The organism is Thermoanaerobaculia bacterium, from assembly GCA_018057705.1.
Lineage (GTDB): Bacteria > Acidobacteriota > Thermoanaerobaculia > Multivoradales > JAGPDF01 > JAGPDF01.
This window is the reverse complement of record JAGPDF010000010.1, coordinates 38,129-50,442: the sequence shown is the minus strand read 5'-3', so window position 1 is coordinate 50,442 and position 12,314 is coordinate 38,129. Positions and strand designations below refer to the sequence as shown.

The 12,314-nt window shown below is 68.2% G+C and carries 9 protein-coding genes; 2 read left to right on the top strand and 7 right to left on the bottom strand.

Annotated features, from left to right (window positions below; all coding sequences use genetic code 11):
- Positions 1-36: 36 nt before the first annotated feature.
- The 3 genes from rsmI to KBI44_04980 are packed head-to-tail and all read right to left on the bottom strand — an operon-like array spanning position 37 to position 2,513.
- Complete coding sequence (gene rsmI / locus KBI44_04990) at positions 37-771, bottom strand: 16S rRNA (cytidine(1402)-2'-O)-methyltransferase (GenBank protein MBP9143823.1); 735 nt, start codon at positions 769-771, stop codon at positions 37-39.
- A 46-nt stretch (positions 772-817) separates the two neighbouring features.
- Entirely contained in the window at positions 818-1,654 is an 837-nt protein-coding gene (locus KBI44_04985; GenBank protein ID MBP9143822.1) for an NAD+ synthase, read from the bottom strand.
- Positions 1,655-1,676: 22 nt separating this feature from the next.
- Positions 1,677-2,513, bottom strand: coding sequence for a carbon-nitrogen hydrolase (locus tag KBI44_04980; GenBank protein ID MBP9143821.1), 837 nt, complete (start codon positions 2,511-2,513; stop codon positions 1,677-1,679).
- A gap of 38 nt (positions 2,514-2,551) precedes the next feature.
- Between KBI44_04980 and KBI44_04975 the strand changes: the two genes are divergently transcribed.
- Positions 2,552-3,289 (top strand): hypothetical protein, encoded by a 738-nt coding sequence (locus KBI44_04975; protein MBP9143820.1) that lies wholly within the window; start codon positions 2,552-2,554, stop codon positions 3,287-3,289.
- 116 nt (positions 3,290-3,405) lie between these two features.
- On the top strand, positions 3,406-4,920 hold the full coding sequence (locus tag KBI44_04970; protein MBP9143819.1) for a hypothetical protein: 1,515 nt from the start codon (positions 3,406-3,408) through the stop codon (positions 4,918-4,920).
- A gap of 21 nt (positions 4,921-4,941) precedes the next feature.
- On the opposite strand, the gene KBI44_04965 is transcribed toward KBI44_04970, so the two are convergent.
- From KBI44_04965 to KBI44_04950, 4 genes are all read right to left on the bottom strand, one after another.
- The gene (locus KBI44_04965) at positions 4,942-7,884 is read right to left on the bottom strand and encodes a hypothetical protein (protein ID MBP9143818.1); all 2,943 of its coding nucleotides are present in this window, start codon (positions 7,882-7,884) and stop codon (positions 4,942-4,944) included.
- A 149-nt stretch (positions 7,885-8,033) separates the two neighbouring features.
- Positions 8,034-9,557, bottom strand: a complete 1,524-nt coding sequence (locus KBI44_04960; GenBank protein MBP9143817.1) for a DUF4932 domain-containing protein — start codon at positions 9,555-9,557, stop codon at positions 8,034-8,036.
- 51 nt (positions 9,558-9,608) lie between these two features.
- Positions 9,609-10,367 carry a DUF937 domain-containing protein gene (locus KBI44_04955; protein MBP9143816.1) on the bottom strand — a complete coding sequence of 253 codons (759 nt, stop codon included), beginning with the start codon at positions 10,365-10,367 and terminating at the stop codon, positions 9,609-9,611.
- 9 nt (positions 10,368-10,376) lie between these two features.
- Positions 10,377-12,275, bottom strand: a complete 1,899-nt coding sequence (locus KBI44_04950; GenBank protein ID MBP9143815.1) for a potassium transporter TrkA — start codon at positions 12,273-12,275, stop codon at positions 10,377-10,379.
- Between the last annotated feature and the right edge of the window lie 39 nt (positions 12,276-12,314).

Below are 12,314 nucleotides of genomic sequence, written 5' to 3'. Positions count from 1 at the left end.
GGAAAAAGCTCCGGTAAAGGGAGGTTTGGGCGCTCGTCAGGTGGCGGCGCCGGGCTCGGCATCGTCGCCGTCGCCATCGCCGTCCTTCGGCTCGCCAGTTCCGCCGCCGATCACCAGGACGAATTCGCCGAGGATGCGGTCGCGCGCGGCGAGGTTCCGGTGGATTTCCGTCAGCGTGCCGCGCACGACCTCTTCGTTCATCTTCGTCAGCTCGCGTGCCAGCGCGGCCGGGCGGTCGCCGAGCTCACCGGCGGCGTCGGCGAGGCTCGCCACGATCCGATGCGGGGACTCGAAGAGGATGAGGGTGTGCCCGAGATTGGCGAACCGGCGGAAGAACGCCCTCCGTTTGCCGCTCTTCGGCGGCGGGAAGCCGGCGAAGGTGAACGGATGGGGTGGCAGCCCGGAGACCAGGAGCGCGGTGAGCGGCGCCGACGCGCCGGGAATGGCCTCCACCCGGTGGCCGGCGGCGATCGCGGCGCGGGTGAGGACGTAGCCGGGATCGGAGAGCAGCGGCGTGCCGGCGTCCGAGGCGACGGCGACCGTCTGTCCGGCGTCGAGCGCCGCGAGGATCGAGCTCGTGCGGGCGCGCTCGTTGTGCTCGTGCAGGGAAACGAGGGGCTTCTTGATCCCCAGGTTGTGGAGAAGGAGGCCCGTGCGTCGCGTATCTTCGCAGGCGACGAGATCGGCCGCCGCAAACGACGCGACGGCCCGCGGCGAGAGATCGTCGAGATTCCCGATAGGGGTCGCGACGAGGAGGAGGCGGCCGGTCACGGCAGATGGCGAGGCGGAGGGCCCGGGGCGGGGGCGGCCCGGCGCCTCAGTCGCGCGGGATCTCGCGGTCGAGGTTGATGGCGCTGCCGGAGAGGCGGGCGATGAGCATCAGCCGGCGCTTGAATCGGTTGGCGCGCTCGAGCTTGACGATGCGCGCGACCACCGCCTCCGGGTAGCCGCGGTCGACCACTTCGTCGGCGGTCATACCCTGGTCGAACATCAGGTAGAGGACTTCGTCGGCCATCGCGTACTCGAAGCCGAGCTCGCCTTCGGAGGTCTGCCCGGGCCAGAGGTCGGCCGACGGGCGCTTGGCGACGACCTGTTCCGGCACGCCCAGGGCCCGCGCGAGCTGCCACACCTGCTGCTTGTAGAGGTCGCCGATCGGGTTGAGCGAGCTCGCATTGTCGCCGAAGATGGTCGAGTAGCCGAGCAGGATCTCGCTCTTGTTCGAGGTGCCGGTGACCAGCGCGCCGAGCTTCTTCGACTGGTCGAAGAGGATCGACATGCGCTCGCGCGCCATCTTGTTGCCCCGCCGGACGCGGTCGGCGTCGCGGTCCACCCGGTCGAAATAGGCATCCACCTGGGGCGTGATGTCGATCGTCGTCAGGGCGAGCCCGAACTTCGCTGCGACCGCCGCGGCGTCCACCGCCGACTGCGGATCCGAGGTGCGGTAGGGAAGGTAGTAGGCGTGCACCCGGTCGGTGCCGATGGCGCGGGCGGCGAGAGCGGCGGCGAGCGCCGAGTCGACGCCTCCCGAGAGCCCGAGAACCAGGCCGTCGCTGCCCGCGTTCTCGACGCCGTCGCGCAGGAAGTCGGCGAGCGCCGCGATCGCGAGGCTCTCGTTCAGCTTGATGCGGCCGGCGACTTCGTCCTTGCGGATCATCTGGTCATTCCGATCGCTCCGCTCACCCGACCCACTCGATGTCGCTGCGTTCGTCGGCCAGGATCGGCAGGCGCCAGCGCAGGCGGTCGACTTCGCGGAGATCGACCTCGGCCGTGAGCAGGTGCTCCTCGAGGTAGGGGGCGCGTGCCAGGAGCTCGCCGCCGGGGCGGACGATATGGCTGCCGCCGGTGTAGAAGGTGCCCTCTTCCCAGCCGACGCGTCCGCAATAGACGATCCACGAGGTGTTGAGGAGGGCCGAGGCGCGGGTCAGCGATTCCCAGGCTTCCTGGGACGGTGGCATCGCCTCGGGTCCGATGCGCCCTGGAGAGGCGGAGATGATCGCGATCAGTTTGGCGCCGTGACGCGCGAGCTTCTCGGCCGGATCGGAGTGCCAGAAATCCTCGCAGATCAGCACCCCCAGCGGATTGCCGAAGAGCCGGGCCATCTGGAGCCTGCGTCCCTCGGAGAAAAAGCGGCCCTCCTGGAAGATGCCGTAGGTCGGCAGGTAGAGCTTGCGGTGGACGTGGGTGATCTCGCCGCCGGCCAGGAGAAGAGCGCTGTTGTAGAGCGCCCCGTTCTCGTCCTCCTCGACGCAACCGACGACCACCGCCATCTCGGGCGCCGCTTCGCGCAGGCGCGCGATGACCGGCGAAGATGCCGTATGGATGGCCACTCGCGGCGTCAGGTGGAGGAGCCGGTAGCCGGTGAGGGAAAGCTCCGGGAAGAGCAGGAGCTCCACGCCCTCGGCGCGCGCCTGGCCGATCCACTCGAGGTGGTGGGCGAGATTGAACTCGAGGTCACCCAGGCGGGCGTCGATCTGCGCCAGGCCGACCTTGATCTTCGATCGTCTCTCGGGCATCGGAAGCCGAATGCTAGCATCCAGGAGAGGCCCTTCGCTTGCCACCGCGCTCTCTTCCGCCACTCCTCTTCGCGTTCGCCGCCGGCATCTGGGCGGGCGTTCCCCCCGGCTTCGGGGTTCCGGCGCAGGAGGTTGTGCCCCAGGCACCCCGACTCGTCGATCGCGTCGTGGCGGTGGTCGACGAGGACCCGATCCTCGATTCCGACATCGAACGCGTGCTGCGGCTCGGTCTTCTCGAAACGGGCACCGGCGAGGCGCTCGCCGTCCAGCGTCGCGAGGCACTCGACCTGCTCATCGAGCAGCGGCTGCGGTTGCACGAGGTCGACCGCTTCGGCTTCGAGGAGACACCGCTCGAGCTGCTCGACCGGCAGATGGAGGTGACCCGTTCGCGCTTTCCCTCGGAGGAAGCTTTTCGCGCCGAGCTCCTTCGCCTGGGTCTCGACGAGAGCACGCTCCGCCAGCTCCTCGCTCGCCAGCTCGCGGTATTCGCCTACGTCGAAGAACGGCTCGGTCCGCGGGTCTTCGTCAGCGTCGACGACATCGCGCGCTACTACAACGAAGAGCTGGTGCCGGAACTGCAGCGCGGCGGCGCCAGGGCCGCCGATCTCCCCACCCTCGAGTCGGTGCGCGAGAGCATCCGCGCCGTGCTCCGTGAGCGCCGCCTGAACGAAGAGCTCGACCGCTGGACGCTGGACCTCCGCAGCAAGGCCGACGTCGTCGACTACCTCGACCGCGAAGCGCGCCCCCTGCCGCCGCTGGTCGAAGAGAAGCGGTAGCTCGCGCCTGGATCGTTGCCGCCCGGAAGGGCCCGTGGCCCGGCTCGGCCGCGGGATGGCCCCTCCGTAGAGCGAATTCCGCCTGGACAGACAACCGGATTCCTCGAGGAGGCGCCATGTACCGGGATCTCTGCCGCGGTCTTCTTCACTTCTGCCTGTTTCTGAGCTGGGTCGCTCCCGCAGTCGCGACCGACTATGCGATCGCGACTGTTGCCGACGACTTCACCGGCAACGGCAACTGCACCCTCCGTGAGGCACTCGCGGCGGCGGTGACCGATGCTGCGGTCGACGCCTGCCCGGCAGGCTCGGCGGTCGGGTCGGACACGATCGTCTTGGGAGCGGGCATCTACCTGCTGCCGCTCGGCGTGCTCGATGCCTCCGGCTGCGCCGACCTCACCGTGCGCGGGCCGGCGGCCAGTCCGCCGACGGCCGTGCTCTCGGGCGGCACGACCCATCGCGTCTTCGACCTGCAGGCGGGCGGCCACCTGACGCTCGAGGACCTCGAGATCCGCGACGGCCGCGATCTCGGCACCGTCCTGCCGCTCGGCGCGGGTGTGCGGGTGATCGAGGCCTCGCTCACCGTGCGCCGGAGCCGCTTCTTCGCCAACGTTGCCCGCCGCGGCGGCGCGATCGGCTGGGCGGCGAGCGGCGCTTCGCGCAGCCTGATCATCGAGGACACGGTTTTCGAACAGAATCGCGCGCAGCGACCCGACAACTCCGATGCCTGCCTGGGCGGCGCACTGTGGGCCACCGCGGTCTCCGGAGCGGAGACACGGATCTCCGACACTCTCTTCCTCGACAATCATTCCGAGGCCACGCTGCCGTCCGATTTCGCTCGCGCCGGCGGCGCCGACCTCAATTCCGAGGGCAGCGGTTCGAAGGTCACCCTGGAACGGACGCGATTCCTCGGCAATTCAGCGGCGTCCGCCGGCGCGAACGGCTTCGCGATCGCCGGCGCTCTCAACGGCCACTTCCAGGGCGCCACCCTCCGCATCGAGGACGTGGAGGTTCGCGGCAACATGGTTCAGGCGGCGAATCCCATGGGCGGAACCGGCCTGGCGATGCTTCTCTTCGGCTCGACGCAGGGCACGATCGACCGCCTCCGCGTGGTCGACAACACGGCGGGTGTGGCGGTCGAGCAGGCGCAGTTCTCGACCCAGAGCTCGGCCTTCGTCTCGATGCGGGACACACTCGTAGCCATGGGGGAAGGCGGCATGTTGGTGTCGGCGGCGACGGAGGGTGTGGCCGTGCTCTCGCAGCTCACCGTCACGGACCACACCGGGACCGGGCTCGAGCTCGACGAGGTCGGCACGGGCTCGATCAGCCTGGTCAACTCGATCGCCTTCGGCAACGGTACGGACATCGGGACAATCGGATCTCCGGCGATCTTCCCGGCGAACCTCGTTGGCATCGACCCGCTGTTCACGAACGCCGCGGGCGGCGACTACACTCTCGCCGCCGGCTCGCCGGCGGAGGACGCCGGCGACACCACCTTCTCCGGCATGGGCCCCTACGACCTCGCCCACGGCGCCCGCCTCGTCGGCCCCGAAACCGACCTCGGCGCCTTCGAGCGCGGCGCGCTCTTCAGCGACGGCTTCGAAGCGGGGACGACCGGAGTCTGGAGCTGGTAGAGCCGGGAAGCGCTGCGCCTGCTAATAGGGTGGTTCTTCCCACTGCGCGGTAGTGCCGGATTCGAAGTCGTCATCGAAGATCAGTCCGTCGGTCCCCGTGCCGAGATGGAGGATCCACTGCTCGCGACCGATCCGGGGATGATAGGCAGTGAAGAGCAGGTCCTGTCCGATCACCGAGAGGTTGGAAGGAGCTGATGAGAAGCCTCCCTGCGCCGGTTCCCAGATCATTCGCGTTCCGGCCTCGGTGCCGTCGGAGATCCAGAGCTCCCGCCCATGCGAGTCGTCGTTCGCCGAGAAAAGCAGGAGGTCGTCGACGACGGTGAGGTACTGCGGAAGAGAGGACCGGCTTCCGGGTGCGATGTCGCGCAGCAACGTGAAGGAAGCACCGTTACCATCGGATACCCAGAGCTCCTGACCATGATCGGAGTCGTAGCCGGTCATGAAGACGTGGCTGGAGGTTGCAGCGGCGTAGGTCCCGAGTCCTGTCGCCTCGGGCGGCGGAAGCGGAGCCAGGTCGGTCAGGCGTCTGGCCGATTCCGTGTCGAGAAGCTGGGAGTAGAGGCCGCGGGGTCGTCCGTGCTCGCCGGCGGCGAACACGATCTGGCCCTGCATGAGCGACGGCTCCAGGAGACTGAGCACATCGAGAGTGGGCGGTGTGAACGGAGCGGTGTCCTCCAGGTCTCCGCCAGTTTCCCAGATCGCGCCTCCGGTACTCAGCTCTCGCATCAGGAAGAAGCCACGGTTCCCGACCCGAGTGACATGGAACGAGGAGATGTTCGGACAGACGAAGGCACCTGTACCGAACCCGAGCGAATAGGTCCCGGCGGCGGTGGCGTCGGTGCGAAAGACGTCGCACTCGTTGTCCTCTGCCGCGGCGGCGAAGAGCCCAAGTTCCCGCAGGGGCTGGAAGCGCGACGTGAACCACGTCTCCGCTGGCAACGCACCGATGAATCGAGGGGCGGTGAGCGGTGTGTCGGAGGCCCAGAGCTCCCAGGACGAATCCGGCCTCTGCGCCTGATACACCGCCGCCGATCCGACCTGCATCCCGTTGCCGACATCCCGGTCATCGAACTGAGTGACCTCTTGCACATCCTGCGCGATGGAGCCGAGCCAGAAGAGCTGGTGGAGCCCGGACTGGCCGCGCCAGGGAACTGCCAGTCCACTGCCCCAGGAATAGGGAGCCCCTGTGGTCGGAATCGGAAACCCGGCGCAGTCCGAACTGGACGGAAGAAGTATCCGGAAAGTGTTCGCGGGGGTGCCGTCCGACGCCCAGAGTCCTGCCTGAGTGCCGGCATAGCAGAGTCGCTCGAAGCCGAAGAGGGCGGGACGACCGCCCACGCTGCCGAGCACTCCACTCCAGGCATGGGACCAATGGGTCTCCTGGACGGCTCCAGCGGAGTGCGGAGAGACCGAATAGAGCTGATGGCCAGCGTCGGTCTCAGCGGCGGCGAACCAGGCCCGATCGCCGAGAATCGCTAGCTCCAGGTTGCCGAAGCCGCCGCCCGTGATGGCACCCGCATTGGCGAACTCCGTCAGGCGTCGACTCCCTCCGGCCGTTCCATCCGATACATAGAGCTCTTCGCCGAGTTCGGCGGAGGATCCCAGGAAGTACCATCGACCGTCCTCGAAGGCTTCGAACTGGGGGTAGTGGCTCGTGACCGTAATGCCGTTCACTTCCAGAACGGGCACGGTGCCCGGCGCCGTCCCGTCGGTAGCCCAGAGCCAGGCACCCCTCTGGCTGTCGAAGGCGAAGAAGAGAGCGACGTCGCCGACCCGCCAGATTCTCCGGGTGGGCAGGCCGGTGCATCCGGCGCTGCTGTCGCACGTCACCGCCAGTCGCTCTGCAACTGTCCCGTCGGAGCCAGCGAACCAGAGCTCGGAAGGGGCGTTCGAAAGAAAAAGGTTGAAGACGAGCCCGCGGGGTACGCTCGCGGAGTTGTTGGTGAGGTCGAGTGGCGGGTCCAGCTTTGTCGCGGCCTGGAGCTCATAGGTGCCCCGCGCGGAGCCGTCGGAGCGCCAGAGATTCCAGGCTCGACCGTTCCAGCCCCGGAAGTAGACCCGCTCAAGGTCCCCCGAGAAGCTGGGATAAGCCGCCACCGCGACCACCTCCGTGCCCGAGGCGGTGCCGTCGGTGAGGCAGAGCGCTCGCACGCCAGGGCTGGTAGAGCAGGTATAGACCGCCCTGGACTGCAATGTGAAGGCGGAATCGGTACAGTGGAACGCATACGGAACGACCCCAGACAAGGAGGTGCCGGAAGGCGTTCCGTCGCTGAGCCAGAGCTCCGTCGCGCCGGCGCCTGCGGCGACCGGGAAAAGGGCCTCGTCTCCGAGCACAGTCGGGTCGCAGAAGGAGGATGTGGAAGCGGCGGTCGGAATCGAAACCTGAAAGGTTCCGGCGGCGGTCGCATCCGTCGCCCAGATGGCCCTCGAACCGCCGGGATGGAACGCCAGGAGGAAGATGTGGTCGTTCCGTATTGGGGTCTTCTCGTCAGGGCCCACACCGTGGCCGAGCGAAACGCCCGGCAGGTCGGACTCGAGCACCATCCGTGTTCCTGCCGGCGTGGCATCGGTTCCAGCCAGTGGCCGCGATTCGAGGGAGCCGAAGCTGGCAAAGATGTCCTCGTCCCCTCCTCCGAGCAGGTTGAAGCTCTGGAACGACTGCCCTTCGGAGAGGTCGACCAGGAGGTGGGTCTGTCCGGTTTCCGGCTCGTAGGAGTAAAGGCCGTCTCGGAGCTCGTCGGCGAAGGCCAGCCGCGTTCCTGTCCGGGTCAGTTGGAACGTTCGCCAGGGGGCACCGGGAATCGCATCGGGAGGCGAATTGAAGAGCAGCTTTGGCGCCTGCGCTCCTGCTGCTCCCGGATTCAACAGGACGAGCCCGCAGGCGAGCGCCAGCGACCAGCAGCGGAACGTCCTGGGTCGGAGTCGACGCCGCCCACCGGCGAGGCGCTCACCGGACTCCGGCATCAACCCAATCACTCCATCAGTATGCCAGTTCGAGCCCCCCTGCGCTCGAATCCCAATCGAGGGCGCCGGCACCGACCTCGGTTCCGGCGAACGCGGTCAGACCCCAGACGAAGGGTCGACGAGAGAAGGAAGACCCAACCCGGCAGTCTTCAGCGACGGCTTCGAGACGGGGACGGCGGCGAGCTGGAAGTGGTAGCGGGCGCCGGCTCTCCTGGAGCGCCAGGAGAGGCGCTCGGCTGGCGCTCGAACCAGTCGAGAATCTGCGGGTAGAGGTCGGCCACGGTCTCGTTGGGCTTGCGGGCGCGGTAGAGGGCGACGAGAAAGGTGTCGAACTCGCGGAAGCGGCGGAAGCCGCGGCTCTCGACCATCATCCGGTCGATGCGCTCGATCAACCCGGCGAGCTCCCCGGGCGGGGCGAGGTCGACCAAACGCAGGCTCACCAGCGCCCAGTTCATGTACTCGTTGAAGGTGGCGAGGCCGGGGTAGTAGCTCTTTCCCTTGGCGGCGTCGACCCAGAAGTCGCGGTCGGAGACTGCCGCCGCAGCGCGGGCGGCGTGGCGGTCCGCCTCCGGATTGATGAACCCGTGGTTGAGCTCGGTGAAGACGATGCAGCCGCGGAAGAGGAGCGCCGCAGCGGGCGACAGGTTCTCCGCGCCGCTGCGCGTCAGGTCCTGCGGATACGGGAAGTTGACGTGCGCCTGGAGCTCCCGGTAGTCCGGTGTTTCGAGCCAGGTGGCCGACTGGTTGTAGGCCACGAGCGGCGAGAAGACGACCTTGTAGCCGTCGTAGCCGCCGCCGGCGGGGAAGTTCCGGTTGAGCCAGGAGAGCATGGCCGGAAGGTCGGCCTGCTCACGGAAGAAGGCGACCTGCTCCTCGTAGAGCGCGCGGTTTTCGCGGAAGAAGCTCCGGAATCCGCTGGCGTCGGCGAACTGCTGCAGCCCCGGCAGGAAGGGACGCAGGTCGTTCGCGCGCGCGCCGGCAAATCCGGTGCGGTCGTAGACCGGGCTCTGGACGATCTTCCCGGCGCCGTCGAACTCGAAGCTGTAGGCGTTCATCTTGAGCGTGAAGTACCGGCCCTCGTCGCGCGCCAGCTCGGCGTCGAGCGCGGCGATCACCGGTTGGTCGCGGTAAGGGTCGAATCGAGCGCGCAGCCGGGCGTAGTACTCGGAGTTCTGAAAGACGAGGTTCTTGTTCGCGATGCCGGTGGGCGAGAGAGCGATCGCGACATTGACCAGCTCATAGACCTCGGGAATCTCCACTTCCACCCTGCCGCGGTGGGCCGCGCGGTAGGCCTCGTCGAAGACTGCCGGCGGGATGAACCGGGTGCCGACGATCCGGGTGCGACAGTCCTGCCCCTTCCAGCGGACCACGAAGTCGTACTCCTTGCCCACCTCGACGTCGAAGCGGATCTCGCCCTGATCGGAGCGAAAGACCACCGCGTGCGGCCTGCCGTGCAGCAGTCTGGCTTCGTAGATGTCGGGGTCGGCCTCCGGCGCCAGTCGCCAGGAGCCGACCGAGAGCTCCTCGCCATCCTGGATCGTGAGCGTGTCGATGCCGGAGAGCAGGACCGGGAGCGCCGGTGGTGCAGGTGGCTGCGATGGCTGCAGTGGCTGCGGCCGGGCCGCCGCAGCCGGCCCAGCTAGCAGGGCGAGAGCAAGAAGCAGGGGGTTCATCCCCCGCACTACGGGAAATCCCCTGGTTGGTTTCCACCAGGGCAGGAGCGTTCAGCCCTTCTTCGGCCCCCCGAGGAGCGAGCCGAGGATGCCGCCGCCCTGCTTCATGAGGTCGTCCATGACGCTCCCGTCCTTGTTCGCGTCGAGGACAGAGGAGAGGAGGTCGCCGATGCCGCCTGCGCCCGCGCCCTGGGTGACGCTCGGAGGGGCTTTGGCGGCAGACTGCTCAAAGGCGCCGCCGAGGATGTCGGCGAGGCCGCCCTGGTCGAGGCCGCCGCTCTGCTTGTTCTGCTTGCCGAGGACCGCCATGACGATCGGCGCGAGCATGGCGAGGAGCTGCAGGATCTGGCCGGACTCGAGTCCCGTCGACTTGCCGAGCGTGCTCGCGACGTTGCCCTGCTTGCCGCCGAAGACGTGGCCAAGGATCGCTCCGCCCATGTCCATCATCCCGCCACCTCCGCCGCCCGATCCGGCCTGACCGGCGGGCGGGGCGCCGCCGCCGAGCATCCCGCTCAGAATGCCGCCGATGTCCCCGAGTCCGCCGCCGGAGCCGCTGCGACCGTCGAGGCCGCCGAGCAGGCCGCCGAGATTGTCGAGGAGGCTGCCGTCGTGGTCGCGCCCGAGCGCGCCGAGGATGCCGTCCGCTCCTTGCGGCGTAGCGCTGTTCCGGGCCAGGGCGCCGAGCAGCATCGGCATCGCAGCCGAGACCGCCGCCTGCGTCTGGCTCGGCGTGGCGCCGATCTGGGTGGCGATCTTCGAGACGGTGTCGGCGTTGACGTGCTGCGAGAGCTGGTCGAAGAGTGACGACATGGGGTCTCCTTAATTTTCTGCCAGGACGATAACCGAATCGCGTGCGGTGAAGCGAACGCGATGCGACTTCGCCGGGTTGGTCGCGACGCCGTGACCCCCGGTGCCCGGCGCCGGCGGCTGCCGGAAGCCGATCGCGATCTCGCCCCGCCTCCGGGCCGCTTCGACCACGGTAGCGAAGCTGACCTCGCGATCGAGCCGGACATAGTCTTCGGCCGGCTTGAGGTAGAGCTCGGCGCCCTCCGGGTCGAAGAGGTCGGTGAACACCGCGTTGAGCGCCTTGTTCTCCGAAATCTGGGTGAGCAGCAGGCTGACCAACTGGTCGCCGATGATGAAGTCGTCGGCCCGGGTGATCTCGGCGAGCGCCCGGTTGCGGACGTCCTGCATCTCCGAGACGATCGAGAAGCGGCTGCCGCTGCGCTCGCGGATGTCGCGAAGGTGCAGCAGGGTCACCAGGGTCCGGGCATCGGTGCGCTCGTCGTCGTCGGGGTCCTCGGAGATGAGGACGACGTGGTCGTAGGCCGGGATATCCAGCCGGTCGAGCGTCGCGCGATCGGTCGGGTCGCCCTCGAGCAGGGTGATGCGGAGCCTCTCGGCCGGCGGGCAGGCGACGCGGGCGGCCTCGATGCTCTCGGGGAAGCTCCCGACGACGCGCGCCTCCGAACCGGCCGCGACGTAGTGCTCGAGCTCGCGCAGGAGGAGCGGCGCCATCGGGTTCCAGCCCAGGATCAGCGTCTTCTCGGCCTGCGGGGGGCGCGGTTCGCCGAAGACGATCGCCGCTTCATCGATCGCGGCAGGTCCCGAGCGCGACAGCCGGACGGTGTCGTCGTCTTCGGAGATCGCGATCACCTGGTCGCCGGCGCCGACCTCGGCGTCCATCGGCGGGTTCAACTGGATCGTGCCGCCCGCCCGGCAGAGGCCGAGGATCGAGGAGTCCTCGTAGAGCCCGAGAATCTCCCCGAAGCGCTTCCCGGCGAGCGTCGGCTCGGCCTTGAAGTAGATCTCGTCGCCGCCGAAATCCAGCAGCTCCTGGTAGACCACCGAAAGGCCCGCCTGGCGGGAGGTCTGCACGGTGACCCGGGCGAGAAGGTCGGGAACCAGCACCAGCTCGGCCTCGCCGTGCGCCGCCATGGTGGCCACGGCGAGATTCTTCGGATCGCGGATCTCGGTCACCACGTGGTACGGCTCCGGCCGCCGGTTCGGGCTGTTGGTGATCGCGAGCAGCGCCTTGATGGTCTGCGTGTCGGCCTCCGGTCCGACCGGCGGCAGCAGAATGATGCTGCGCGATTCCGGAAGGTTGACGATGGCGAGATCGTCCATGTCCGCCGGATTGCCGGAGCGGCAGATCACCCGCGTGGTCCGGGTGTCGCCGATCCGCTCGCGGATCTCATCCTCCATTTCGACCTTGTCGCGGTCGCCCAGAATCACCACCGCCGCGCGCTTCTGGTTTTCGTTCGCCGTCACCAGCTCGGAGATGATGGAGAAGACGCGCGGCGACCAGCCCAGGACGACCGTATGCCCGCTCTCGAGCACCCGCGAACGGCCTTTGCGCAGTGCGTCCATCTTGGCCTCGATCGCGGTCGTCAGCGTGCCGATGAACGTGCTGATGACGAAGATGCCGCCGAAGGTCACCGCCAGCATGGCGAGCAGGAACGACCAGCTGCCGGTGTCCCCCCCCATGGTGCCGGAGTCGAGCGTACGCATGAGCGCCATCCAGGCGATACCGACGAAGCCGGGCTTGTCCCCGCTCTCGGCTTCGGGCGCGACTCCGGTCACCCAGACCAGCGTGGCGAGCACGACGATCAGGGCGATCGAGAGCAGCGCCAGGTAGGCGATGATCACGATCGGTCCGCGCGCCAGCGAGTTGTCGAACGCGTACGCGAGACGCTCGCGCAGACTGGGTTTGCTCATCAACGGCCTCCGGAATGGCACTGCGTGGATCGCGGATCA